This window comes from Noviherbaspirillum sp. ST9, assembly GCF_048799745.1.
Taxonomy (GTDB): domain Bacteria; phylum Pseudomonadota; class Gammaproteobacteria; order Burkholderiales; family Burkholderiaceae_D; genus Noviherbaspirillum.
Map to the genome: position 1 here is coordinate 83703 of NZ_JBLWFR010000008.1, position 24262 is coordinate 107964.

The following is a 24262-nucleotide window of genomic DNA, read 5'->3' on the forward strand; positions in this document are numbered from 1 at the left end:
GTTTGCTGCCAGGGTCTTAACTTGTGTCAAGGAATCCGCAATAGTCTCTCATTGCCGACTGGAAATCCCATATCCATGTCTTGAGGCCAACATTGCTGCTCCCTACAATTCGACCCGGCGTTGCATTTTCAATAGTTGGCAGCAAGGAGCGGGAAGTGAATAAGGGAGCGGGATTCTTCAAGGCAGTCGTGGGCTGCGCAGTGATCACGCTGGTCGCGGGATGTGCGTCGAACAAGGCGGAAAACGGAACGTCGAAGCGCGCCGGCGGCGAGCGGCAGCTGAACCAGGTATGGGCCGGCAAGCCGTACAAGGACCTGCTCGAAACCTATGGCGAACCAAGCACCGTCATGGACTATCCGAACATGCGCAACACCACGGTCGTCGTCTACCGCGATCATGCGAAGCTTCCCGCGAACTGCGCGCACGCCTTTACCGTCAATCACGCAGGCGTCCCGACCGTCGTGAATTACTTCTGCCGTTAAGAGCGGTCCCCGGGGCGCGTCACGTGCCTGCCAAGCCGTACTGCATGTGCTACTATCGATCGGCCCGCTTACCCGGGCCTTCATGCATATCCAGGACGCCATGCTCGAGCTGTACAGCGATTCTTCCATAGAAATTTTCCTCGACTCAGACACTCACATCCTTCATGCCTGCTGGAAGGGGTACCAGAGCATGAACACTGGTACGCACGGATGCGCGCATCTCCTGGACATGATGGTTCGGCACAAGGCGTTTCGCATCCTGAACGACAATACCGAAGTGCGCGGCCTGTGGATGGGCGCGGCGGAATGGGCGGCGAAGGAATGGTTCCCGCGCATGAAGGAACTGGGCATGCAGCGTTTTGCCTGGGTCTACAGCCCGGCAAAGTTTTCCCAGATCTCCGCCGACACCGCCATGGCTCTGCTCGATCCCGATGAACTCGGCGTCAAGGTATTCCGCGCGAAGGCGGACGCGCTCGACTGGCTGGCAGAGCCTGCCTGAGACGGTCGAACCCTCCCTCCCGGACACGCTCTAACTTCATCGAACGCGTATCCGGAGGCATTATGAAATTCTCACTTCTCGCGCTACTGGGTGCGGCTTGCCTGGCGGGCTGCGCATCGGTTCCCAACGGCCACGACACGGCAGCCGCAAATGATCCCAACAGCGTCTACAGCGATCCAACCTACCCGGGCGCCGGTGTTCACATCGGCATCGGTGCCGGATCGTGGGGCGGCCGCAGCGGGGGCGGCGTCGGCATCGGACTGGGATGGTGACGGAACATGGGGAAGCTTGTCATCGCGCTATGCATCGCGGCTGTCATGGCCGGATGCATGATTACCCCCGAAGGGGCGCGCCTGAGCCCGCCGCCTCCTGCAGTGCAGGGGTCAAATGATGCACAAGGCGCACCTCTCTCGGTTCCTGGCGCGGGCATGGGAGTCGGGGCCGGCAATCCTGCGGCTCCGGGACCCAGTGGCATCGGTGCGGAACCCGCCCGATAGGCACTCCATTGCGGCCCTGTCAACCTTCGCTGTCAACATGACCATAAAAGGGGCCTGAATTCCTCTTTTTCGGGTAACGGGTTGAACCGCGGAAACGATTTGCGGTCTAGGACGGTCACCGCAGTGAAGAAGGTAGACCATGCCCCCACGTCCCACGCCTGACCGACTTGCCATTCTCGTACTGATCGTCGTCTCGGTTGTCGCCGCATGCGACCGTCGGCATGACGATGGCAACAAGGCGAAAGCTGTAACACCGCGACCAGGAGGAGGGACATTGCCGCCGGTCGTGCCGGCGCTTGGCATACGTGGATAAATGACACTCCATCGGCTGTTGTTTTTGCGGCGGCGCAATTGCGATTGTGCTTGCTGTCACATTCCCGTCATGACCTGCTTCCTATAATTTCTGTAACTGGATGTTTCCAGTGATCGGAGGAGACGACATGGGAAGGTCATTGCACAACAGGATACGTTTAAAGGGAAACCGCCTTGCGCTCTTGAATATGGGCAGGCTGCGTTCAGCGGCTATCAGGGCATCGGCGTCGATCGGGTTGATCATCCTCGCCGTCAAGTCGTTCAAGTAAAGCGTTCGTTGCCCGTCATATTGACGTGAACGGCAGGCCGCTTCCACACGCAAGGTGGAAGCGGAGCGCTATTCCTTTGCCGGCGGCGTGGTGGATTTCGCTTTCTGCGGCGCCTTCGCGGGCTTCGGCGCGCAGACCACCTTCAGCAGCAATTCCTCAATCGAATCGGGCACGACGTCGGCGAGCTCCGCCTTTGAGCGCGATGTGCCCACCACTGCGCCGAATCCGAATCGCTCGGAATAATAGGCGACATCCGTGGTTCCCGTGCGTGCGCCCTTGCAATCGACAAGCATGCGGTCACGCGTGGAGAGATAATGTTTCTCCTTGTCGATGTACCCCGGTGAGGGCAATTCATGATGCGTCCACACCGACAGCATGCCGTTGTCGGCCTTCCTGATCTCCTGGTGGACAAATACCGCAGACTCACGGGTCTTCCCCAAGCCGCGCCAGTTCGGCGCCATTTCGCGCTGTCCTCGTTCGTAGAGGGAATCGAGGATCTTGTCACCATTTGCCTGGGCGAAGGATGGCGATGCCGAGATCGCCATCGCCGCAGCGATGCATTTCGCCAGGAACCTGTTCATTGCGCTCACTCCCCGATGTTATTGTTTTCCGCCAACTCTGGAATAGTAGCGGCTTCACGGGGACATTTCTATCGCTTTGCAGGTACGGTGTGATGAGGATGCGCCGAGGGCGCCGTGCTGAGGGAGAGTGAAGGGATACCGCCCGGGGCGCAAATTATTCCATTGCGCTCGCGGGATGTTGTAGTATTCGGTATCCCCAAGCCCTACAAGGGTCCTTCTCAAGCCGGCCACGAGCCGGTTTTTTATCGCCTATTCGAACCGCTTCATGGAAGGATTTCGTCCCGCCCAGGGACGGCTCGGCAGACACAGGTCGCCGGGCTCCGCTGCATCATCCTCATTGAGGTACAAGCTTGCCCAGATGTTGATGCATCGCGAAATATCTTCGCGGCTCAACTTGTCCTGCGGCGGCTCTCGCTTGGCGGAAGCGCCGCGCTGGCGAACCACCACATTGAGGTTGAACGCATCCTTGCTGACGGGCGGCACACGCTTGGTCAATGGCCGCGAATGTGATTTTTCCATGATCGCCTCACAGGTCACTGCATCGCACAAATTTCAGTATAAGTCTCGATCTCCGGCTCGTACCACGGGACGGTCAGTTTTAGAGTTTTTATTCTGACGGTGTCGATAAATCGACACACACTTTCCAATCGTCACGTCCATTTCTCTTCGCTCGCGAAATCGTCTCAGCCATGCCAATGCAGGTCGTTCCGTGCGGCATCTCACGCGCGCTGTTTCGACCAGTCGTAACAGTGTGTTGCAGGCGATGCGCAAATGCACCTGCCTTAATAGTTCTCAAGAAGCGATTTTTCGAAGCAATAGATGATGAGCTTCAGCCGGGAAAGCAACGGGTATCGCGCCGCCTCTCCGGCATGCGTATCTGTGCATTGGAATGGCGGCGTGCCGTTCAGGTTCCTGCCGGCAGAGAGAAATCGACACGGATCCTCGTGCTCAATCGGGGAACGTCAATGCGACAAACATGAAAGGTTCGGGATGGAAAAGCTCATCGATAAAAAAGGAGCGGTGCAAGCGTTCTCGGGAAGGCACCGCAATAACGCCAGCGCTGGGGAGCGAGACATGGAAGGCCATCGCTTCAGCATCAAGCCGCTCTGCGCCGCGCTCATTGCCGCCGCAGTATTGACTGCCTGTGGTGGCGGTGGCGGCGACTCGCCGGCAGCGGCACAGCCGGATACATCAACCGGTGGAACGCCCTCGACTGGTACGCCGTCAACCGGCACGCCCTCGACTGGTACGCCATCGACAGGGACACCGACTTCGCCCGGCACGGTAGCAGGGGCGACGACGATGAGCTGCGCCGATGGTGCAGGGTTCCAGTGCAGCGGCGGCGGCATCATTCGCACAGACAACGGTGTCGGCCTGTCGAGCTCCGGTGTGCAGGTCTACGGCAAGTCGACCAGCGACCTGGCGGCAAACAACACGATGAAGACGAGCGCCTCGGGCTTCGCGCTCGAAGATGGTAATGGTGTGGCGGAGATGCGCATTGCCAAGGACGCGGCCGGCAACGTGACGACCGCCGGCCTGCTGCTGAGCAACCTCGGTTTGTCCTGGGATGGTCGTACGGAGCGTCCGCCTATCATCGAAACCTTCCGCACGGCACTGAGCCGCGCGCAACTGAACGCATCCGGCGCGCTTGCATTCAGCACATTGCCCGACCCGTCCGATCTGAACTTCTATGACTTCGCCACGCGCGGCACATCAGGTACCCAGGCGAACTACGCCAACAATGCCTATTTCCCCCGTCCCAACAATCCGTCACGCTGCCCGGCGGACGTCACTCCCTGCCCAACCGTTGAATCGGCCGGACTGCAAAACCAGGCCGGCGATTGGCGCGCAGGCGGAACGACACCGGATTGGGTAAGCGCGGGCCGGCTCCATGAGGACGGTGACATTCATGCCGGTAACGGCACGCCTGGTCCGAACGGTAGCGTCACGATTCTTTCGGGCGGTACGGGTGTCGGCGTTCCTTTCCCCGGATCGAAGGGCTATCGCAACTTCTCGAACTGGGGCCTGCAATATGCGAACCTTGGTACCTGGGTGTCGCAGGACACGGTCCTGATCGAGGAATGGGCCAACCTCGGCAACGAGCACAACAAGAACCGCCGCGGCATTGTTGCCTTCGGTGATGTGACGGCGCCGGCGTCCGTGCCGACGACCGGCACGGCAACCTATACCGGCATTGCCTATGGCTGGTATGGCAGCGGCACGCTGACGGAGCCGCCGGTATTCCGCGGCACGGCAACGGTCACGGTCAATTTCGCGACGCGTCAGGCGACGGTATCGGTGCAGAGCACGGCGACCTTTGATGCGGCAGGAACACCTGTCCCGGCAACGTTCACCGCGACGACTGCCTTGGGTGCGTCCGGCGCCAACGTCGCCAACTACCTGACCGGAACGGCAAGCAACGGCACGTTGAGCGGTGGCGTCGGCGGCCGCTTGTTCGGTCCGGTTGTGGCGACAGGGTCCAGCGGTTCCGGGCCTGCCGAAATCGCCGGTGCCTTCCGCATGTCGGCTGCAAGCGGTGCAGCGGTCATTGGTGGCTTCATCGGCCGCAAGCAGTAGTATTTTTCCTGAGTTGCCACGGCCTGTCAGGGGCCGTGGCATTCCGCGTCCCCGCGTTTATTTCTTCACGCAGCTAAGGAATACGTAGCTGCTCGTCAGCAGCGCAATCACAATGCAGGAAAACGCAAAACCAATGCCGGCGCTCATGCAGAACAGCGTCGCATAGAGATGGTTTGCACTTTCAACCGCAGTGGCGGCCATGAGTCCGGATAGCAGGCGCATGATCTGGAACATGCAGATCGCGATGCCAATCCATTTCCACACGTAAAAGGGAAGGATGTTTCGCTGCGAGCGGTTATGCCGGTAGTTCGCAATGCGCTGTTCCAGCGTTCCTTTGCCGGCGTCACGGAAGCGCCAGAAAGGAACCGCCAGGCGCCAGATGTACTGCACACTGTGAACCAGCTTCTGCCATCGAGACCGATCGTTGCAATCCATTCGTCGGTACCTCCTCCTGCTTAGTCACACCGAGATGACACGCGTTCACTATTGTAGCGATGAAACCTGAGGGAAGGGGAGCGACAGAGGGCGCTTTCAGTGCGCGTTGTCGATATCCTCGAGCTGCAGAAGGACGTTGATGCATGCGCCGGCGACAAGTCCGGCCGTAATGAGTCCTGCGAGCGCGATCACGGCAAACAGCATGGAAGTCTCCTTGATGGTTGTTGTTTTTCCTGATTACACCATCTCGCGGAGGCCAGGGAATTGCGTCTCGTCATCGGCCTGGCGCGCCCTGGCTGCGCGCGCTCAAATGGCGATTACGTCTTACGGAAGAGCTTGCGCGAATACCGGTCCAGCATCATGCGGAACTTGTGGGCAGCGCGCTGGAGCGCCGTTTCATAGCGCAGATAGTAGTAGGCAAAAGAGTGCCGGCGACGCGAGCGCCGCGAAGAACGCGCGCGGGTCGGGCCTTGCGAAACACTGCATTCCCTGAATTCCGGTTCACCGATATTGCGTGCCGACGCTTCATTGCGGACGATCCAGTCATCATGCTCGCGGCGCTTGGCCGGATCTGACAGCACCGCGTAGGCGGAGTTGATGATCTGGATGATGCGAATCGCCTCGGCGCTATTGCCGTGGCGGTCGGGATGGTATTTTTGGGACAGCGTCTTGTAGGCGGCGCGGATCACTTCAGGCGGAGCATCGCGGGCGACCTTCAGGTTGTCGTAATGCGTGTGGATCCGTGCCATGGCGGCAGCTCGAAAAGGGTTTCTTATGTAATGGATTCAAACGGCTGCGCGACGTTCGCAGAACCTTGTGCCATGGTAGACGCATGGGAATGCATCTCATTGCACTTTATCAAGAGGGAGTGCTGTTGCCAGGATACGCCGTGTCAGCGGCAGAAATAGTCCGACACCATCACGTCGTCCTCGGATCCTGGACGAATGACGGTAAAGGCATCGATACAGTTGGAAACCTTGTCTACGGTGCCGTAGACAACGACCTCGGTTCGGATGACGCGGTAGCCCGGAACGTTCATTACCATGCGCGGCGTGCCGAAAGCATCCAGCAGGGACTGATAAGGCCGCCCGCGCCATGCGGCTCGCAATGCGGCTTCACGTTTCAGCCGCAGACCCGACTCGCCCCACTGGCGTACCGGGCCGTCTCCGGATGTCGTTGCGCATCCGTGCAGGAAAGGCGCAAGGCCTAGAAGCAGCACAAATTGACTGCCTCTGCGTGGCCAATCTTTCATAAGCCCTTCCTTGAAATGAAACGCATCCGAGGCCAAGGGCCGGATGGCCGGTCGCATGCGGGACGATCTGATTGCAAGGATGACCGGTGGGACGTGCATGCACAGTTCGCCACAAGACCATTATGCCAACAGGGACAAGAAATGACATTATCCCAAGTCAACGAAATCCTGTCCCTAGGGAAACGAAGTGACGCAGTAAAGAGGTCAGAGCCGGCCGGATTCGATAAGCGAGGTGCCGGCACGACGCGCAACGTCGATCGCGTCTTCGTAAGTGGGGCACGGGTGGTCGCTCGCATGCCGCTTTTCGACGACGCATCGGAAATCCTGCTGTTCGTCGTCGAAGCGGAGGATAGTAATAAAAGGATCCCACGCCGCCTGGCCGGGCAGTTCGTGCGCGATGAGGTGAAGCTGGTATTTTCCGATGGTCTCGATCTGCATTGCCTTTCCTTTTCAATCATCCTACCAAGCGAACTTGCAGGCTTTTTGACGAGGATCACGCGCGCGAAGGGCGAAGGGAAAGGGAACATGTTTGCCGATACGGAACAAAGCATCCAGGAAGAGGTCTAGGGAGTTCGGATCTTCTTTAACGGAAATAAAAGCATGTCAATGCACTCATGTTCCGGCGAACTCGCCGCATTGCGCAAACTCGAGCAGGCTGTGCGAGCTTGTGGTCTTCCGACCATGATGGTGTCGGGCCAGGTGCAACTCGACATGCTTGCGGAGGCGTTGCGGGAGGTATTGCAAGCGCGTACCGAGGCACAGCACGCCGGAGCGGAAGCCGCGGTTTAATCCCCGCTGTTCCACCATGCACCCATCAGGCCGCTGAGATAGGTGGCTCCGCCAATCGTTAGCGCAACGGTCGCGGCAATCGGTGATTCCGCGAAGGCAGCGAATACCCCTGCTGCGAATACGACTGCCCCGAGCAACTGGACCAGCTTGTATTCCAGGTCGGCGTTTCCCGAGCTCTCGTGCCGGATGTACTCGCGGGTGTGAGCGGTCACCGGATAACCGCATTCCGAGCAGGCTTCGGCTTGCGCGGGCAAGCGCGACCGGCATTCGGAACAGTAAACCATCGGGTTGTTCTTTTTTCTCCACATGGCGTCGAGCGGTGGCGTGCAATGAGTCGGTTTTCAAGTGTGCATTTAAACACCGCACTTGTTGCCGGCCTAGCCATATATATGGGAGAGTCGCCGCTTTTTGCCTCTTTACGCCCGGTTTTGGCGCGGCACGTATTTTGCTGGAGAAACACGGCGCGTCCCGGAGAAACATGCGCGCGCCGGATTCCGTAACGCTGATGTGACAACGGGACGCAAAAGCCGATGGCCGTTCATTGGCGCGTCATAAAGCACGTTCAGACTGTGTAGGTGAGGAATAAACGTGCGTCCAATCATGGGAGGTCCAGCATGAACACACGGGTGACCGAAGAGATGCTCGAGGCGGCCTTGAAAAAGGCCGTGGAAGCCGGCCTGCTTCCACGTACGGCATGCCGCGAAGACAGGCCGGAGTACCAGGAGCTCGTACGCTATGTCGTGCAGGCAGCGCTCGATGTCGCCCCAACGACCGCCAGGACGTACCGGCAAGGTGCACAGCCAGCGAGAAATGCGATTCGAGAACGCCTCGCGGAGGTGCGCGACATGGCGCACTGGCTGCATGGCTACACGGGTAATCAGCGGGCGCGTTAGAGGTACCGCGCGTAATACAGCGCCGGATACGACATGGCGCGCCAGTATTCCATCGCCGCACTGACGAAATAGGCGTTCAATGTTGCTGCTGCATTCAGGCCGTCCTTGTAGTTTTGCATGGCAATTCCCTCCCTCGTTGTGAGCGAGCAATGTAGCAGGCGGCACGTCCGCGCGGCTTGAGCATTGTCAAGCAGGGTGCGTGCGTTCTCGGGGAAGGCGACGCCTTACTGCTGCCCGGGCAAGTTTGATTGCACATCGGCGCGCAGGCGCGGCAAGTGGCCTGGAAATTCCCTCTGGATGTAATCGACCAGCCCCTCGCGAATCCGGCAGCGCAAATCCCATGCGCGCCCGGCATCTCCCGCGCTGACCAGGACGCGCACATGCATCGCGCGCTCGTTCGAGTCGACCACTTGCGTCACGCAGAGTCGGCCATCCCATTCGGGCGCATCACGGCAAATGCGTTCCGCCTCGGCCCGCAAGGCAGGAACGGGCATGCTGTAATCCACCCAGATGCTGACCGTTCCCAGAATCTCGGAGCTCATCCTGGTCCAGTTCTGGAACGGATTCTCGATGAACCATTGCAGGGGCACGACCATGCGCCGCTGGTCCCACAGGCGGACGACCACATAGGTGCCGGTGATTTCCTCCACGTGTCCCCATTCGTTCTGGACGATGACCACGTCCTGCAGGCGTATCGGCTGGGTCAAGGCGATCTGCATGCCAGCGAGGAGATTGCCGAGAACTGGCTTCGCCGCGAAACCGACAACAAGGCCGGCGACGCCGGCGGACGCGAGCAGGCTGGTGCCAATCTGCCGCAGGCCGGGCAAGGTCATCAAGGCAGATCCGCCACCGACCAGCACGATCAGCACGATCATGCTGCGCGAGAGGACCTTGGTCTGCGTCTGGATGCGCCGCGCCTGGAGGTTATCCGGCGCATCCGACGGATTCATCTCCACGATGGTCATCGCCACAGCCTTCACGCATCGCACGCCGAGCCAGGTCAACGCGGTGATCAGGAGCAGCGTATTCGCGTGCCGCGCAAGATCGAGGCCGGGCAGGGTATCAGGGGCGTTGCGCAGGATGACCTGGGACGACAGGAAGAAGACAACGACGCCGCCGGCACGGTGTCCATAGTCCACCAGCTTCCTGGAGAACGGCAGTGTTGACGTAATACGCGCAAGGAAGCGGGTGCCCACGCGATGAAAGATCATCACGGCGAACAGCGCCACCAGCAATTGCACGACGACGCCAACCCAGGGAATCCGGTGCAGGAGGAAGGCCCAAGGCATGACCGCGTAGGACAATGTCTCGAGCCAGTCGGGCATGCGCTCGGTCATTCAACGCGACAATGCAAGGAGGGCTCCAGCTGTTTCATTGGAGCGGTCATCAGAGGGATGCGGCGGGCAATTGCGCCGCTGCGTCTTATTCGCGCGCGGCGTCGACGTCTTTGCGCCGGGCAAGTCTTGCGACGGGGTTGTGGTCGGGAACCGGATCATCGCCGGGGGCAGGGAGTTTTTCCGGCACGGGATCATCAGCGGGTACAGGTTCCGGCGGGACCTGGTGCTCATCGTTTATCAACATCGCTCGCTCCAATGGATGATGTGATCGTACGCCGTGCATGACCTGCTTTCTTGAGCAATGTCATGCATGCGGAGGCACACGGCGCGCGCGACCGCAGCGAATCATTCCATCCGCGGTAGCAGGAGCAAGCGCGCAACGACGACTCAGCCGAAAGTGCACGGATCCGCGGGATCAAGACTGTCGTCCGCGTGCGGCATGCGGACGACAACGAACGCAGATCGCCAGTGCGGCTATCAGGCGGCAGTATTGGCCGAGCCCGACACGCCGGCCTTCGGCTTGAACTGCTTGTCGCTGATGCGGAACTTGGTCCGACGATCGCCCATCAGGTGGCGCAGGTCGCGAATGCTCAGCTGCGACACTTCATGCATGCGGATCAGGAGGGAGGCGCCAACCGGAAGGCGACGATGGCGGATTTTGCTGATCAGCGGTGGAGCCACCTCAAGCGCACGCGAGAGCGCAGCATCGTTTTTCAAGTTCAGTTTTTCAATCAGCGACTCCAGCAGGTTGTTGGGGTCGTATTGATACTGGTCCTGGGCGCTTAATTCTTTAGTTTCGTTCATCTGGCTTTTCCCCGTTTCTGGTTCGATCTGGATCTTATTCTGACCAATCGTATGGATGCATTTTTGATAATTGTCAGAGGTGCTTATTTCTTTGCTGTCAGCCGCGATAGTGTGCGCTTGCGTTTGATTCAATCGGACTCGCACGCGCGATGCAAATCAAACGAACACGCTCGACGCGTGCGTCGCGATGTCACACGAAGTAGGCTGCGCCCAACACAAGTGGCGAGCCGCTCACACCAGCGACGACAAGCCGTCGCGCGACGCTGTGGATCTGGTCCTCGAATGCTCGGTACGTCTCCATGAAATCCATCTGGCCGCCCTTCATGCGGCGCAGGTGCGCAAGCGCATTCTTGGATACCAGGCACTCGCGGTCGGCGAAGCCGACTTCAACAGTGAAGGTCACGCCTTCCTCTGCAACGCGCGGTTCGGCTGCGGTTCTGATCATGCGATGTCTCCGTTGTTGGAATGAAGTGAAAGGAACCTGCTTGTGTTCTCGATGGTAATGAGTCAACCCGGCAAGGTCTTGAGAGTTGTCAATTTCGAGAGCGGTCGCCGGCATGTGCGGTCGGCGCCTGGTACAAGGTCAACTCCCACTCGCGCGTCGCATGAAAATGACGGAGGATGAAGATGGAGGATTCGTCGGCCTCTACCTTGAAATAGCTGCAATCCGCTGACAGCCAGCGGTCGAGAATATTCACGACAACGACGCGCCGGGCGCCGAGAAGGAACGCGACAGGTTCCCGATCTCCATGGGGACCGGGTAGGGTTTCGACATCGAGAATCATGATCTTTCGGCATGAGGGTCGATGTCTGGTTCCTTCACGCGGAGGGTGCATAGTTGCACCGGAACCCATACAATGCGCGTATACGCAGCAACCACGGAGACGAACGCGATGTACCTGGACCATCCGAAAATCAGTGCTACCAACAGCGGGACGGAACCCGACCGCATCGAGCGGGTGAACCGCGTGTATGGCTACGCCGTCGCCCTGTCCGACGTTGCGGGCGACACGGAATTCCTTGGCAAGCTCTCACACCTGCACGACCACAAGGGAACCCTGATCGTGGTGTGGTTCGAGGAGCCGAGCGAGGCTCAGAAAAACTTCTTTGTCTCGGCGTGGAAAAGCAAGGTGGGAGATGAAAGCGCCAATGTCGAACATGAAATCAAGACAGCCGGCACGTGAACTGCCCTTGACATGAGTTGCATGACATGCAACTTGCACTGTCTGAAAAAAGCCCGCCTGCGATTTGCATCGGCGGGTTTTTCTTTTGACCTCAATGTCATCGCTGCTTATTTGGTCGCGGGGACCAGTGTGATGACGTTGTTGCTCGAGATCTGATCCTGGATCTGCTCGATTTCTGCCAGCAGATTCATCAACGCACGCAACCACGGATAGCGGCTGTAGCGAATCGTCCTGTTGCTGGTCTCGAGGTCCTGGATGAACTGGATCGTCATGATGTGCGGATGCCGTGTGCTGCACACCCCTCCGTGCAATTGGGCGCGCTTGCCGAGATAGGCCATCGCACACGCACGCTTGTATTCGGCTACGCTCCCGTAACGATCAAGGACGCTCTTGTCGTCCCTGCAGCGCGCGATGCACTGGAGATAAGCCTTCCAGTCGCCCTCGCGTATTTCGATGGCCGCCGACCTGACCGCGCTGACGCTGGAAACCGTATTTTCTGAATCTGGAACTGCTGACACACTACCTCCCGGGCGTCGCGATGTTGTGGGTATTGCTTGATGGCCTTCTTTGACGCAGGGCGAAGGGGAAAAGTTCACCACGGAAACACCACAAAAGCGACCACGCCACGTATGGCGGAGCGTGCGTTGAGGGTAAGTATTCACGTGCTGGGCGAGTCGTGCCTGATGCACCGAATTGGGCAGCAAACCCCTGTCTGATCGCAAGCTCGCTTCACCTCCGGAATGGTGAAATACAAGAGGCGCGAATGCTTCTCGCGCCGGTGTTCCTTCCAAGGTTGAGAGATTCGCCCGCCGCCGCAAGGCCGGCGGGCATTTTTCTTTCCGCTGCAGCGAACAATGCAGCCCGTCAAATTTTTTGCCATACTTTTCAACTCGTCCAGGCTTCGGACTATACTTCTCGCATTGCAGCCTCATTGCGGTTGCAATCGAGCAGGCACTCCTGGCCGGCCCGCACGGCACCTGAGCAATCGCAGGTGCACTCCAGTACCTTTTGATGGCGGCTGAATCATGAGTGATGCAGACCAGATTGACGATCGTACTGAGCCTGTCCGACAAGCGAAGGCCGCGCAGCCCGTCAGCCTCGCCGATCTGAAGCCCAAGGGAGCATGCTGGTATTGCAATCAGCCGCTGGACAATGTGCGGCGGTTCTGCAGCAAGACGTGCGCCGACGATTACCGCGTTGAGGAAGAAGCCTTCAATAATCCCTCCTGACTGGACATTCGATATCGGAACGGTCCACTCAAGAAGCTTGAGCCATGACAATTCAGCCGGCTCTCCGATCGCGGTTACCGCAGAATGAAGGTCAATAGTCGGAGATATCTTTCCGGGGACGCTGTCCAATCGCACACCGCCCGCAACGGGCGGGGTCCAGGAGCTGGAATATGACCCCCGATGAAATAGTGAACGACATTAATACAATGAACCGCGAAGCGCTGTACGGCCGCGTGGACTATCACAATCTGACGCACGAGGAAGTGCTCGAGTTGATGGACGCCGCTGCGATGCAGGGCTTCCGCATGGGAAGCAATCTCGCGCTGTCGATGGTCAAAGGTGCGCTTCTCGTGCAGCTTACACGCGCCGCCGATGCGCCACGTGACACACCCGTATAGCGATCTGTTTCCGGCGTTGCCGGCGATACATATCGTTACAAAGTTCCTGTACCGTCTTTGTCCGCTTCCTGCGTTAACCCTGTGGTTGATACAGGGAGGCTAATCATGAACAAGACGCGAGCGGGACTGCTGGTTTCCCTCGTATGTGTCGGCACACTGTCTAGTGCCTTTGCAGCAGATTACGAAGATTTTGCGCGCGTTGTCAGCGTGACGCCGCAGCTTGAGCAGGTCAATTATCCGCAGCAGGAATGCCGCACCGAGTACGTCCCCGTGCAGCGTCAGCAGCAACGCGGCATGGGCGGCTCGATTGTCGGCGGATTGGCCGGCGGCATCATCGGCAACCAGGTGGGCGGCGGAAGCGGTCGCACCGCTGCCACAGCAGCCGGCGCGATTGCCGGCGCCATCGTGGGCGACCGCCTGGAAAACAATCAAGGTAGTGTCGTGAACGAGCAGCAGCCGGTGCGTCAATGCAGGACGGTCGACAACTGGCAAAGCCGTACCAACGGCTACGCGGTGACCTACGAATACCACGGGCGCATGTACACCACGGTGATGCCCTACGACCCCGGTGAGCGCATGCGTGTGCGCGTATCGGTCATGCCTCGCTGACATTTGTCGCCAGGAAATGCGCCGCTTCCTGTCGCTGCTGCCGGCCGTGCTGATCGCCGGCTGCGCCAGCCTCTCCCCCGAACAGTGCAGGCACGCCGACTGGCGGCAGATCGGATTTGCCGACGGTGCGGGCGGCGCTTCGGCAGCCCGCATCAATGACCATGCAAAAGCCTGTGCCGAAGTGGGCGTGAAACCGGATCTGGATGGTTACCTGCGCGGCCGCGAACAGGGACTGGTCAATTATTGTCGGCCAGAAAACGGATTTTCCGTTGGAAGGGGAGGAGGGGCCTCCAATGCGGCCGATTGCCCTGAAGGCATGAGGCTGGCATTCATGGACCAGTACCATCGCGGACAACAGATTCACTTTCTGGAAAGCGACCTCGCGCGGCGGCGGCAACGCATCATCGACAATAACCACCGTATGCGCCGGGATAACGAGCGCATTGCGCGCGTCCGTGAGGAATTGCGCAAGAATGACCTGCCGGATGAGCCGCGCAAGGCGCTTCTCGAGGAATTCGAACGTCTCGTTGAACGCAAAAACGCGGCAGGCCGCGAGAACGCCTTTCTCATTCCTGACGCGGATCGCCTTCAATTCCACCTGCAAATGAAGCTGCGAGAGGCCGGATACTGGCAGTAGTCCGATTTCATGACGCCCGTCAGAATCGGACCCTTATCAAGGGAACAATTGCGCACCTGCGGAGTCTGCACGGTACGTTCAACCGGTACGCCCATCCCAAGAATCAACGAGTCGAACAGGTTGAAGCAGTCCTTGTTCATCCACATCGGTCGGATTTGACCGAGCATGACATTCCTGCAGGAAGCCCGGGCGCTCGAGCGACTCCTTCCGGTTCCCTTTCCAATCCCATTTGCGCATGAATTCTTACCGTTCCCAATCTTCGTCAAGACTAACGGCCACGCCAGCCCTGGAACTATGGGGCGGGATTGAATGCACAATCGCACGGATCGGTGACCGATTCCGTGACCAGTCGGCGGAGACCGGGCACAAGGACAGGGAGGGGGATCTTGATGCGATCGCCGCTCTCGGGATCAAGACGCTGCGCTTTCCCATCCTTTGGGAAAGTGTGTCGCCCGAACGGCCGGACGAATCGGACTGGCGCTGGCACGACGCGCGACTTCAACGGCTGCGGGAACTGGGTATCGCGCCCATCGCTGGTCTCGTTCATCACGGCAGCGGCCCAAAATACACGAACCTGCTCGACCGGGATTTTCCCGTGATGCTTGCACGTCACGCGGAGCGCGTCGCTCGGCGCTACCCGTGGATTTCAATGTACACGCCGGTCAATGAGCCATTGACTACCGCGCGCTTCAGCGGCCTCTATGGGCATTGGTACCCGCATGGTCGGGACGTGCCAACGATGCTTCGCGCGCTCTACAACGAATGCCTCGGCGTCGCATTGTCGATGCAAGCCATCCGCCGCATCGTCCCCGATGCCAGGCTGGTCCAGACAGAGGACATGGGCAAGACGTTTTCGCTTCCCGACCTGCAGGGACAGGCCGACTACGAAAATGAGCGGCGCTGGTTGTGTTTCGACCTCCTGTGTGGACGCATCGATCCGGCGCACACATGGTACGAGGAGTTCCTGCGGGCCGGACTCACCGCGCGCGACATGGCGTTTTTTATCGACACCCCGTGCGTCCCGGATGTAATCGGCATTAATCACTACGTCACCAGTGAGCGCTTCCTGGACCGGCGCAAGCGCGACTATCCGGCGGCCTTCCGTGCGGAGGGCGTGCCCTATGTCGATGTTCACGCCACTCGTGCTTATGACGCGGATGGATTGACTGGGCCCGCCGCCCGCCTGCGTGAAGTGTGGGAGCGTTACCGCCTGCCGATAGCCGTGACCGAAGCGCATCTCGGCGGATCACGTGACGATCAGCTGCGTTGGCTGCAGGAGATGTGGCAGGCCGCACACACAGTGCGGAACGAAGGCGCCGACATCCGTGCCGTCACTGTCTGGTCGCTCTTCGGTTGCGTCGATTGGAATTCGCTGCTTACCCAGGACCATGGGTTCTATGAAAGCGGTGTCTTCGACGTGCGTGGAAAGGCGGCTCGGCCGACTGCGCTCGCGGATGCTGCTGCGTCCCTGGCCGCAACAGGGCACTTCGACCATCCCGTGCTGGACGGCGCGGGATGGTGGCAGCGCAATGACCGTTTCTTCTTCACCCCGTCCAAGGTTACAGCCGCGCCCAACATCATGAAATCGACGCAACGCAAACTGATCATCACCGGCGGCACGGGTACGCTGGGACGCGCGATCTCGCGCGTGTGTGACCATCGCAGTCTCGCGCACGAACTGCTCAGGCGGACCGACATGGACATTGCCGACGAGGCGTCGGTGGAAAGGGCGCTCGGCAGCCGGCGTCCCTGGGCGGTGATCAATGCGGCCGGTTATGTACGCGTAGCGGACGCGGCGCGTGAATCGGAACGCTGCTTCCGCGAGAACGCAGCGGGCGCGGAAGTGCTTGCGCGGGCATGCGCAAAACTCGGCATTCCTTACGTGACGTTTTCGTCCGACCTCGTCTTCGACGGCAGCCTTGGACGCGCGTATGTAGAAAGCGACCAAGTCTCGCCGCTGTGCGTTTACGGTTCCAGCAAGGCCGAGGCGGAGCGGCGCGTGATGCAGGTCTTTTCCGACGCACTGGTCGTGCGCACCAGCGCTTTCTTCGGGCCCTGGGACCGGTACAACTTCGTGCACATGGTCTTGCGCGAGCTGGCAGCCGGCCGGACCATCGAAGCCCATGGCGATGTGCATGTGTCCCCAACCTACGTGCCTGACCTCGCGCACGCTGCACTGGACCTGCTGATCGACCGGGTGAACGGAATATGGCACCTGACGAACCAGGGTGTCACCTCGTGGCACGAATTTGCCGAGCGTGTGGCCCGCGAGGCCGGAATGGATACGTCCGCGATCGTCAGGACGCACGGCGGCGGGCGCGGCATGACCGCGCTGACGAGTGAACGTGGCTTGATCCTGCCGAGCTTTACAAGCGCAGTGGAGCGTTACGTCCGGGAAAACACGGTCGCCTGGAATGATGACGCATCGGGACGCGCCGCGGCCTGACTGGCTGCACCGCAAATCTCCTGACAGTAGCGGGAACAGCAATGCGTTGAAATACTCCAACCCGGATATTGTCCGTATGGAGGAACCGGCATGGCAGAGAACGCATACCCGCGCCCGCAACTGGTACGTGAGCACTGGCAGTCCCTGAATGGCCAGTGGAAATTCACCTTCGATGATGAAAAGAAATACCGGCGCCCGAGCGACCCGATCCAGTGGACGCACGAGATCACGGTTCCGTATCCACCCGAGTCGAAGGCAAGCGGGATCGGGGACCGCGGCTTCCACCGGGCATGCTGGTACCAGCGCGAGTTCGACATCGCCGCCGAAGGGCAGAGGGTGCTGATCCATTTCGGCGCTGTCGACTATCGTGCGCGCGTGTGGGTCAACGGGCATCGCGTCGCCGATCATGAAGGCGGGCACAGTTCGTTCTCCGCCGATGTCACCGATTACCTCAAGGACAGTACCCGCCATACGGTGACCGTCTATGTCGAAGACGACCCGCACGACCTGGCCAAGCCGCGCGGCAAGCAGGACTGGCAGCTGGAACCGCATTCCATCTGGTATCCGCGCACGACGGGCATCTGGCAGCAGGTATGGATCGAGCGCGTGCCGCGGACCTACCTCCAGAAGCTGCGCTGGACTCCGCATTTCGAGGGCTTCGAGATCGGCTGCGATACCTATATCGCCGGCGACGACCCGGAAGAAGATCTGTTCGTTGAAGTGAAGATCCGGCATGGCAGCAAGATGCTGGCCGACGACTACTACAAGATCATCGGCGGCGAGGCCAGCCGGAAGATTTCGCTTTCCGACCCGGGCATCGACGACTCGCGCAACGAATTGCTCTGGAGTCCCGAACATCCCCGCCTGCTGGATGTGGACATCACGCTGCGCCAGAAAGACAAGGTGCTGGACAAGGTGAAGTCCTATACCGCCTTGCGCTCGGTGGCCATCAACCGCGACCGCTTCATGCTCAACGGGCGTCCCTATCACCTGAAGCTGGTCCTGGACCAGGGTTACTGGCCGGACACCATGCTTGCGGCGCCGGACGACGATGCCCTGCGCAAGGATGTTGAACTGGCCAAGGCGATGGGCTTCAATGGCGTGCGCAAGCACCAGAAGGTCGAGGACCCGCGCTACCTCTATTGGGCCGACCGTCTTGGGCTGCTTGTCTGGGAAGAGATGCCGTCCACCTACCGCTTTACACCGCAGGCGATCAACCGTCTTGTGCGCGAGTGGAGCGAAGTGATCGAGCGGGATTACAGCCATCCCTGCATCATTGTATGGGTGCCGTTCAACGAATCCTGGGGCGTGCCGAATCTGACCTCGACCCAGGCGCACCGCAATGCCGTCGAAGCCTTGTACCACCTCACGCGCACGTTCGATTCAACGCGTCCCGTGATCGGCAATGATGGGTGGGAGGCTTCCGCCACCGATCTGCTGGGCATCCACGACTACGACGGTGACCCGGAGCGTCTCGCCGCGCGTTACTCGGTCAATCCGCAGGAACTGTTCGACCGGCGGCGTCCGGGCGGACGCATCCTCACTCTCGACGGCTACCCGCACCGCGGCCAGCCGATCATCCTGACGGAGTTCGGCGGCATCACGTATGCAAAGATTCCCGAGGCGGGCGTGAAGGATGTTTGGGGATATTCGATGGCCGACAGCGACCAGGACTTCCATCAGGTCTATAGCCGGCTGCTGGAAGTGGTGAGCGAGACGCCGCTGTTCAGCGGCTTCTGCTATACGCAATTCGCGGACACCTTCCAGGAGGCGAACGGTCTGCTGACTGCGGACCGCACGCCGAAACTGCCCATCGAGCAGATCTACGCGGCCACGCGCAACATCAAGCCGAATGCGAAGGCGCAGTACGGCGTATGAGGCTTACGCCGGTTCCTGCTGCGCGCCGCAGCATTTCTTGAACTTCTTCCCGCTGCCGCACGGGCAGGGATCGTTGCGGCCTGTCTTCGGTGTTTCGTTCTTTACCTGTTGCACCGCCGATTTGCGATGCGGCTGCCAGAACTTGTGGACGTGGGGAATCGCCGCCTCCATTTCCACCGCAAGCTTGTGGCGCTTGACGGGATCGTCGACCAGCGCCATTTCCTCTTCTTCAATTTCCTCCGCACCGAGCAGATAGACCGGCTTGATCATGTCGGCGAGGTTCGATTCCCAGATGGGCGCCCAAGCGTCCGCACGCAAGTTCATGCCTTCCCAGAAACCCCACGCCCACGCATCGCCGTCGAGCAGTGAACGGCCTTCAACCTCGTGTTCGCAGAATAGCGGCTCGAACTCCTTCGGCGCGACTTCAAAGGTGATCGCGATTTCGTTCATGAAGCGCGCGATCAGCATCGCGATGCGTTCGGCTTCCTTCGGCGTCTTGAACTTCGGGCCATCCTTGCCTGCGGAGCCCCAGACTTTGGGCAGCCACTCTGCCATCAGGACTTCCTCGGGGCCGATCGCCAGCGCGGTCAGGAAACCGTGGAGCGAGTCCATGGTCATGCCATCGTCGGCGCAACGGTCGGAGAGCAGGAATTGATCGAGTTCGTTAAATTCCTTGTCGGAAAGGGGTTCGTCGAGGTGCATGGAATGGCAGGCGGAAAAAATGGCGTCCGGTAGTTCACTTGCGTGACGGACAGAGAATGAGGACCAAAGACCGCATCATACACTGTCGCCGGGCTGCCCCGACGGTACAATCCGCACCATGAACCGAATCTTTTCCCATGCGTTCTCCGGACTGAGCCCGGAGGTTGTCCTCGATGCGATCGAAAGCATCGACCTGCGGCCGGACGGACGGCTGCTTGCATTGAACAGTTACGAGAACCGGGTTTATCGCATCGGGATGGAGGAGGGGCCGCCACTCGTGGCGAAGTTTTACCGTCCGCAACGTTGGAGCGACGAGGCAATTCTTGAAGAACACACCTTCGTAGAGCAGCTCGCGGAACACGAAATCCCGGCGGTGCCCGCCATGAAAGCGGGTCGCGGCGGGACATTGCACACGCACGAGGGATTCCGTTTTGCCGTGTTTCCGATGCAAGGCGGCCGGGCTCCGGAGCTCGATGATCGGGGAACGCTGCAGTGGCTGGGACGCTTCATCGGCCGTATTCACGCCATCGGCGCCACTTCACCTTTCCATGCAAGGCCGCAGATCTCATTGACGACCTTTGGTACGGAATCCGTGGAATACCTGCTTGCGCACGATTTCATCCCGGAAGATTTGCGCGACGCATACCGCAGCGTCAGTACCCAGGCGCTCGAGAGCGTACGCCATTGCTACGAACGCGCTGGTGACGTACGCATGCTGCGCCTGCACGGCGACTGCCACGTCGGTAACGTCCTCTGGACGGAGAAGGGGCCGCACTTCGTCGATTTCGACGACAGCAGGATGGGACCGGCGGTGCAGGACTTGTGGATGCTGCTATCCGGCGAGCGAGCCGACATGGCCAGACAACTGGCCGACCTGCTGGCGGGCTACGAGGACTTTCTCGAATTCGACGAGCGGGAATTGCAGCTCATCGAAGCGCTGAGGACACTGCGCCTCCTGCATTACTCGGCCTGGCTCGCACGCCGCTGGGAAGATCCGGCATTTAAGGTCGCATTCCCCTGGTTTAACACCCAGCGCTACTGGCAGGACCGTATCCTCGAAATCCGTGAACAGATTGCCCTCATGAGCGAACCGCCGCTCTGGGGCGGCTGACGCAAAGCCGTCTCCCAACTGTTTCATCCTCTCGCCGGCCTCAATCCCCTGCCTCCCCGCGTCGCCTCCGTGATCCTGTCGGCTTGATTCCGGCAGGAAACCGCTCGTCTGGCAAAAACGACCGCTGGTCGGCGTGACAACTTGCAATATTTCCTTTTTGATAATCTTGCTTGTCATTTTTATATTGCCAATTTGACCATGCGAACCTCTCCGCACTCAGGCTTTACGCTTATCGAATTGATGGTGACGGTCGCCATTGCCGCAATCCTGGCCGCAGTCGCATTACCGTCGTACACGGATTACGTGAAGCGGGGAAGAATTTCGCAGGCGACCAGTACCTTGGCCAGCATGCGTGTAAAGCTGGAGCAGTATTACCAGGACAACCGCACCTTCGAGGGTGCATGCAAGAGCGGCACGGTTGCCGCGCTTCCTGACAACGATGACTTTGCCTATAGCTGCCCGACACTGAGCAATACCGAATTCGTGGTCCAGGCCACCGGCCTCGCCTCCGGCACGATGGATGGTTTCACGTATACGATCGACAACGACAACAAGAAAACGACGACGGCCCTCCCGAGCGGCTGGGGCACGGCACCCGTCAACTGCTGGGTCACGAAGAAGGGTGGCGCATGCTAACGCGCGCGCGATGCGGCATGAGCCTGGTCGAACTCCTTGTGGGCCTGGGGATCGCGGCATTCCTGATGATGGCCGGCGTCCCAGCCTTCGTTACCTGGCTCCAGAATGCGCAGAACCGGACAGCCGGAGAGCTGATCATGAACGGCATCCAGCTCGCCCGCCTTGAGGCCGTCAAGCGCAATGCGGTTGTCCGTTTCGATCTCACCGACGAGACGGGACGCATTGCATGGAATGTCGGATGCATCACCGTTACCGACGAGTGCCCGGCGACGATACAAAGCCGCCCCGCCGACGAAGCCGCAGCCAATGCAAGGGCAGGCGTCAGCAAGACAGTACTGCCCACCTCCATCCCCCCTGGCTACTTTTCATCCCCCATTTCGGCAGGCACAGAGTTGGCCGCAGGCGTCAGCTTTAACGGGTTGGGCAGGGTGGTGAACGAGGGCACGGATATCGCCCGCGTCGACATTACGAACCTCGCCAGCGCGGACGCGCGGCGATTCGTCGTCATGGTGTCTTCCGGCGGCCTCGTACGCATGTGCGATCCCGCTCTTTCCCTCGCAAAGAATCCCCAAGGCTGCAGTTAAGGACCGCATCCATGAACCGTCGATTCCATTACAAGCAGGAACAAGGCATGGCCCTCCTCGAGGGGTTGATTGCCATTCTTATTTTCTCGATCGGCATTCTGTCGATCGTGGGTCTGCAAGCGGCCAGCCTTCGGCACGCCAACGATGCAAAGTATCGCGTTGACGCCAGCTTCCTGGCCAACCAGGCGTTGGGCGCCATGTGGGCAGACCGCGAGAACCTCACCGCATATAAGACGGAGGAAAGCCTTCCCGCACTGCCGAAAGGCAAGCGCACGATCGATGTCGATGGCAGCCAGGTCACGGTGACCATTACCTGGCAATTGCCGGGAGAGCCCGCGCCGCATCGCCATGTCGTCGTTGCAAATATCAACGGTTAAGACATGGAGTGAACGAATGCATCATCGTCAGAATGGTTTCAGTCTTGTTGAAGTGATCGTCGGTCTGGGAATCGGCCTGATTTCCATGCTTGTCGTCATGCAGGCATTTGCCGTGTTCGAGGGGGAAAAGCGCACGACGACGTCGGGTGTGGATGCGCAAAACAATGGCGCCATCTCCTTGTACATGATTGAACAGGATGCACGGATGGCCGGCTGGGGAATGGATGCGACGGTCTATACCGGCTGCGACACGACCTATTCCTATTGCGATGGCAGTGCGGAATGCGGGGGCGCGGTCGGGGCACTTCCTGGTCTGGACTTCGCGTCGCTTAAAGCGGTCGACGGCGGCACAAGGCCGGATACCTTCGCCGCCCAGTATTTTGCAGACGTCAAAGTGGCGTCGTTCAGCCTGCCGACCAATACAACTTTGCAAAAGACCATGCCCCGGCCGTCCGCCGAGTTGGACGTGGGCAGCGTCAACGGCTGCAACGAGGGGGAATTCGTACTCGTCCAGCAGGCGGGAAGCTGCACGCTGATGCAGATCACGCATATCCAGGACACGGCGCTCAAGATCCAGCACAACCCCGGTTCAAGCGGCCCCTACAACCCGCCGGAAGCCTACCAGAAGGAAAACGGCTGGCCGGCTTATACGAGGGGAGCCAGGCTTTCCTGTTTTGCGAAGCCAAATGCCGGTGCGCTTTTCCAGCGCAGCTATTCGATCGATACCAAGACCTGGCATCTGCAGCGCACGGACTCGGGCAATAAGGAAGTCATCGCGTCGGACATCATGGACTTGCAGCTTCAGTACGGCATTACGGCAGGAGGCGGCAGCCAGGTCGTGAATGATTGGGTCGACGCCGCGGGCGAGACCTGGGGAAATCCATCCAGTGACGACGCCAAGCGCATCAAAGCGGTACGGATCGCATTGGTAGCGCGCAGCACGCAGTATGAAAAGCCCAAGGACGGCGTGTGCAAGACAACGACGCCGGAGATGGTCGAAAAGTGGTCGGATTGGGCGGCGTTCAAAACGGGCCACTACCCCGACGATTGGCAGTGCTATCGGTACAAGGTATTCGAAACCGTCGTCCCCTTGCGCAACGTCCTGTGGGCAAAACTATGAAAAAAATACACTCGCCTCGTCAGGAGGGCGTCGTCCTCATCATTGCGCTCATCGTGCTTGTTGCCATGACCCTGGCAAGCGTGGCAATGGTGCGTTCGGTAGATACGTCGACGCTAATTGCCGGCAATCTCGCCTACAAGCAAAGCGGTGTAACGAGCGGCGATGCGGGGATCAACGAAGCGATCAAGTGGCTCGACGGGAATGGTGCCTCGCTTGAGAAGGATGTGGCGGCGGACGGATATTACGCGACCGCCCAGACCTGTCTGGACCTGACGGGGAACGGCAATGTGGATACAAAGAAGTGCCTTCCCCCATTCACCAAATTCAATTGGGCGAGCGGAACCGGCTCCAGGACGCTGGCGGGTAAAGACGCCGCGGGAAACGAAATTGCCTACGTCATACATCGCATGTGCACTTCCGCAGGCGCACTGACTGCGGAGAACTGCACCGTCGAAGAGAGCGAGCAGACAGGCAGCAGCCTCGGGAGCGCGAGGCAGATGCTTACCTATCAGCCGGGCAGCTGGAATTCGGTTGCCAATCGCGGCTACTACCGGATCACCGTACGTGTGACCGGCGCGCGCAACAACGTGAGTTTCGTGCAGGCCGTCGTTTCGCGATAACGCA

The 24262-nt window shown here is 59.8% G+C and carries 33 protein-coding genes; 19 read left to right on the forward strand and 14 right to left on the reverse strand.

Annotation, left to right across the window (positions count from 1 at the left end; genetic code table 11):
• The first annotated feature begins 155 nt into the window (after positions 1-155).
• From ACNOHI_RS18960 to ACNOHI_RS18970, 3 genes are all read left to right on the forward strand, one after another.
• A complete protein-coding gene (locus ACNOHI_RS18960) occupies positions 156-482 on the forward strand; it encodes a hypothetical protein (RefSeq protein ID WP_420476261.1) in 327 nt (108 codons plus the stop codon).
• 190 nt (positions 483-672) lie between these two features.
• The gene (locus tag ACNOHI_RS18965) at positions 673-981 is read left to right on the forward strand and encodes a hypothetical protein (protein ID WP_420476262.1); all 309 of its coding nucleotides are present in this window, start codon (positions 673-675) and stop codon (positions 979-981) included.
• Between the two features lie 62 nt (positions 982-1043).
• Entirely contained in the window at positions 1044-1253 is a 210-nt protein-coding gene (locus ACNOHI_RS18970) for a hypothetical protein (protein WP_420476263.1), read from the forward strand.
• 874 nt (positions 1254-2127) lie between these two features.
• Here ACNOHI_RS18970 and ACNOHI_RS18975 read toward each other — a convergent pair.
• A complete protein-coding gene (locus ACNOHI_RS18975) occupies positions 2128-2640 on the reverse strand; it encodes a surface-adhesin E family protein (RefSeq protein ID WP_420476264.1) in 513 nt (170 codons plus the stop codon).
• Between the two features lie 249 nt (positions 2641-2889).
• Positions 2890-3159 carry a hypothetical protein gene (locus ACNOHI_RS18980; RefSeq protein WP_420476265.1) on the reverse strand — a complete coding sequence of 90 codons (270 nt, stop codon included), beginning with the start codon at positions 3157-3159 and terminating at the stop codon, positions 2890-2892.
• Between the two features lie 555 nt (positions 3160-3714).
• On the opposite strand from ACNOHI_RS18980, the gene ACNOHI_RS18985 reads away from it, so the two are divergent.
• On the forward strand, positions 3715-5217 hold the full coding sequence (locus ACNOHI_RS18985; protein ID WP_420476266.1) for a hypothetical protein: 1503 nt from the start codon (positions 3715-3717) through the stop codon (positions 5215-5217).
• A gap of 57 nt (positions 5218-5274) precedes the next feature.
• Here ACNOHI_RS18985 and ACNOHI_RS18990 read toward each other — a convergent pair whose 3' ends face one another.
• From ACNOHI_RS18990 to ACNOHI_RS19000, 3 genes are all read right to left on the reverse strand, one after another.
• Entirely contained in the window at positions 5275-5652 is a 378-nt protein-coding gene (locus tag ACNOHI_RS18990; protein WP_420476267.1) for a hypothetical protein, read from the reverse strand.
• Positions 5653-5969: 317 nt separating this feature from the next.
• Positions 5970-6401 carry a J domain-containing protein gene (locus ACNOHI_RS18995; RefSeq protein ID WP_420476268.1) on the reverse strand — a complete coding sequence of 144 codons (432 nt, stop codon included), beginning with the start codon at positions 6399-6401 and terminating at the stop codon, positions 5970-5972.
• 143 nt (positions 6402-6544) lie between these two features.
• Complete coding sequence (locus ACNOHI_RS19000; RefSeq protein ID WP_420476269.1) at positions 6545-6871, reverse strand: hypothetical protein; 327 nt, start codon at positions 6869-6871, stop codon at positions 6545-6547.
• Between the two features lie 174 nt (positions 6872-7045).
• Here ACNOHI_RS19000 and ACNOHI_RS19005 point away from each other — a divergent pair, with 174 nt between their 5' ends.
• Together ACNOHI_RS19005 and ACNOHI_RS19010 are read left to right on the forward strand one after the other, a co-directional pair.
• Positions 7046-7471, forward strand: a complete 426-nt coding sequence (locus ACNOHI_RS19005) for a hypothetical protein (RefSeq protein WP_420476270.1) — start codon at positions 7046-7048, stop codon at positions 7469-7471.
• Between the two features lie 33 nt (positions 7472-7504).
• Complete coding sequence (locus ACNOHI_RS19010; protein ID WP_420476271.1) at positions 7505-7693, forward strand: hypothetical protein; 189 nt, start codon at positions 7505-7507, stop codon at positions 7691-7693.
• On the opposite strand, the gene ACNOHI_RS19015 is transcribed toward ACNOHI_RS19010, so the two are convergent.
• Positions 7690-7977 (reverse strand): hypothetical protein, encoded by a 288-nt coding sequence (locus ACNOHI_RS19015; RefSeq protein WP_420476272.1) that lies wholly within the window; start codon positions 7975-7977, stop codon positions 7690-7692. The genes ACNOHI_RS19010 and ACNOHI_RS19015 overlap by 4 nt on opposite strands.
• Positions 7978-8307: 330 nt before the next feature.
• Here ACNOHI_RS19015 and ACNOHI_RS19020 point away from each other — a divergent pair, with 330 nt between their 5' ends.
• Positions 8308-8586 (forward strand): hypothetical protein, encoded by a 279-nt coding sequence (locus ACNOHI_RS19020; RefSeq protein ID WP_420476273.1) that lies wholly within the window; start codon positions 8308-8310, stop codon positions 8584-8586.
• On the opposite strand, the gene ACNOHI_RS19025 is transcribed toward ACNOHI_RS19020, so the two are convergent.
• The 6 genes from ACNOHI_RS19025 to ACNOHI_RS19050 form a co-directional block, all read right to left on the reverse strand.
• Positions 8583-8705, reverse strand: coding sequence for a hypothetical protein (locus ACNOHI_RS19025; protein WP_420476274.1), 123 nt, complete (start codon positions 8703-8705; stop codon positions 8583-8585). The genes ACNOHI_RS19020 and ACNOHI_RS19025 overlap by 4 nt on opposite strands.
• Before the next feature lie 105 nt (positions 8706-8810).
• Entirely contained in the window at positions 8811-9911 is a 1101-nt protein-coding gene (locus ACNOHI_RS19030) for a mechanosensitive ion channel family protein (protein ID WP_420476275.1), read from the reverse strand.
• A gap of 97 nt (positions 9912-10008) precedes the next feature.
• Complete coding sequence (locus tag ACNOHI_RS19035; RefSeq protein ID WP_420476276.1) at positions 10009-10167, reverse strand: hypothetical protein; 159 nt, start codon at positions 10165-10167, stop codon at positions 10009-10011.
• Between the two features lie 233 nt (positions 10168-10400).
• Complete coding sequence (locus ACNOHI_RS19040; RefSeq protein WP_420476469.1) at positions 10401-10727, reverse strand: hypothetical protein; 327 nt, start codon at positions 10725-10727, stop codon at positions 10401-10403.
• Between the two features lie 190 nt (positions 10728-10917).
• On the reverse strand, positions 10918-11172 hold the full coding sequence (locus tag ACNOHI_RS19045) for a hypothetical protein (protein WP_420476277.1): 255 nt from the start codon (positions 11170-11172) through the stop codon (positions 10918-10920).
• A gap of 88 nt (positions 11173-11260) precedes the next feature.
• On the reverse strand, positions 11261-11512 hold the full coding sequence (locus tag ACNOHI_RS19050) for a hypothetical protein (RefSeq protein ID WP_420476278.1): 252 nt from the start codon (positions 11510-11512) through the stop codon (positions 11261-11263).
• A 72-nt stretch (positions 11513-11584) separates the two neighbouring features.
• Here ACNOHI_RS19050 and ACNOHI_RS19055 point away from each other — a divergent pair, with 72 nt between their 5' ends.
• On the forward strand, positions 11585-11911 hold the full coding sequence (locus tag ACNOHI_RS19055; RefSeq protein WP_420476279.1) for a hypothetical protein: 327 nt from the start codon (positions 11585-11587) through the stop codon (positions 11909-11911).
• A gap of 107 nt (positions 11912-12018) precedes the next feature.
• On the opposite strand, the gene ACNOHI_RS19060 is transcribed toward ACNOHI_RS19055, so the two are convergent.
• Positions 12019-13191, reverse strand: coding sequence for a hypothetical protein (locus tag ACNOHI_RS19060; RefSeq protein WP_420476280.1), 1173 nt, complete (start codon positions 13189-13191; stop codon positions 12019-12021).
• A 119-nt stretch (positions 13192-13310) separates the two neighbouring features.
• Between ACNOHI_RS19060 and ACNOHI_RS19065 the strand changes: the two genes are divergently transcribed.
• From ACNOHI_RS19065 to ACNOHI_RS19085, 5 genes are all read left to right on the forward strand, one after another.
• Entirely contained in the window at positions 13311-13538 is a 228-nt protein-coding gene (locus ACNOHI_RS19065; RefSeq protein WP_420476281.1) for a hypothetical protein, read from the forward strand.
• Positions 13539-13643: 105 nt separating this feature from the next.
• The gene (locus ACNOHI_RS19070; protein ID WP_420476282.1) at positions 13644-14147 is read left to right on the forward strand and encodes a glycine zipper 2TM domain-containing protein; all 504 of its coding nucleotides are present in this window, start codon (positions 13644-13646) and stop codon (positions 14145-14147) included.
• Between the two features lie 16 nt (positions 14148-14163).
• Entirely contained in the window at positions 14164-14784 is a 621-nt protein-coding gene (locus ACNOHI_RS19075; RefSeq protein WP_420476283.1) for a DUF2799 domain-containing protein, read from the forward strand.
• Positions 14785-15019: 235 nt separating this feature from the next.
• Positions 15020-17230, forward strand: a complete 2211-nt coding sequence (locus ACNOHI_RS19080) for a family 1 glycosylhydrolase (RefSeq protein WP_420476284.1) — start codon at positions 15020-15022, stop codon at positions 17228-17230.
• A 90-nt stretch (positions 17231-17320) separates the two neighbouring features.
• The gene (locus tag ACNOHI_RS19085) at positions 17321-19108 is read left to right on the forward strand and encodes a glycoside hydrolase family 2 protein (protein ID WP_420476285.1); all 1788 of its coding nucleotides are present in this window, start codon (positions 17321-17323) and stop codon (positions 19106-19108) included.
• A 3-nt stretch (positions 19109-19111) separates the two neighbouring features.
• Here ACNOHI_RS19085 and ACNOHI_RS19090 read toward each other — a convergent pair whose 3' ends face one another.
• The gene (locus ACNOHI_RS19090; protein ID WP_420476286.1) at positions 19112-19810 is read right to left on the reverse strand and encodes a UPF0149 family protein; all 699 of its coding nucleotides are present in this window, start codon (positions 19808-19810) and stop codon (positions 19112-19114) included.
• A 118-nt stretch (positions 19811-19928) separates the two neighbouring features.
• Between ACNOHI_RS19090 and ACNOHI_RS19095 the strand changes: the two genes are divergently transcribed.
• The 6 genes from ACNOHI_RS19095 (at position 19929) to ACNOHI_RS19120 (ending at position 24258) form a co-directional block, all read left to right on the forward strand.
• The gene (locus tag ACNOHI_RS19095) at positions 19929-20921 is read left to right on the forward strand and encodes a serine/threonine protein kinase (RefSeq protein ID WP_420476287.1); all 993 of its coding nucleotides are present in this window, start codon (positions 19929-19931) and stop codon (positions 20919-20921) included.
• Between the two features lie 198 nt (positions 20922-21119).
• The gene (locus ACNOHI_RS19100; protein ID WP_420476288.1) at positions 21120-21557 is read left to right on the forward strand and encodes a type IV pilin protein; all 438 of its coding nucleotides are present in this window, start codon (positions 21120-21122) and stop codon (positions 21555-21557) included.
• On the forward strand, positions 21551-22141 hold the full coding sequence (locus tag ACNOHI_RS19105) for a GspH/FimT family pseudopilin (protein ID WP_420476289.1): 591 nt from the start codon (positions 21551-21553) through the stop codon (positions 22139-22141). The genes ACNOHI_RS19100 and ACNOHI_RS19105 overlap by 7 nt, the downstream gene beginning before the upstream one ends.
• Positions 22142-22152: 11 nt before the next feature.
• Positions 22153-22518 carry a type IV pilus modification PilV family protein gene (locus tag ACNOHI_RS19110; protein ID WP_420476290.1) on the forward strand — a complete coding sequence of 122 codons (366 nt, stop codon included), beginning with the start codon at positions 22153-22155 and terminating at the stop codon, positions 22516-22518.
• Between the two features lie 16 nt (positions 22519-22534).
• The gene (locus tag ACNOHI_RS19115; protein WP_420476291.1) at positions 22535-23638 is read left to right on the forward strand and encodes a PilW family protein; all 1104 of its coding nucleotides are present in this window, start codon (positions 22535-22537) and stop codon (positions 23636-23638) included.
• Positions 23635-24258: a pilus assembly PilX family protein gene (locus ACNOHI_RS19120; protein ID WP_420476292.1), complete on the forward strand. Its 624-nt coding sequence runs from the start codon at positions 23635-23637 to the stop codon at positions 24256-24258. Before ACNOHI_RS19115 ends, ACNOHI_RS19120 begins: the two co-directional genes overlap by 4 nt.
• Positions 24259-24262 lie beyond the last annotated feature (4 nt).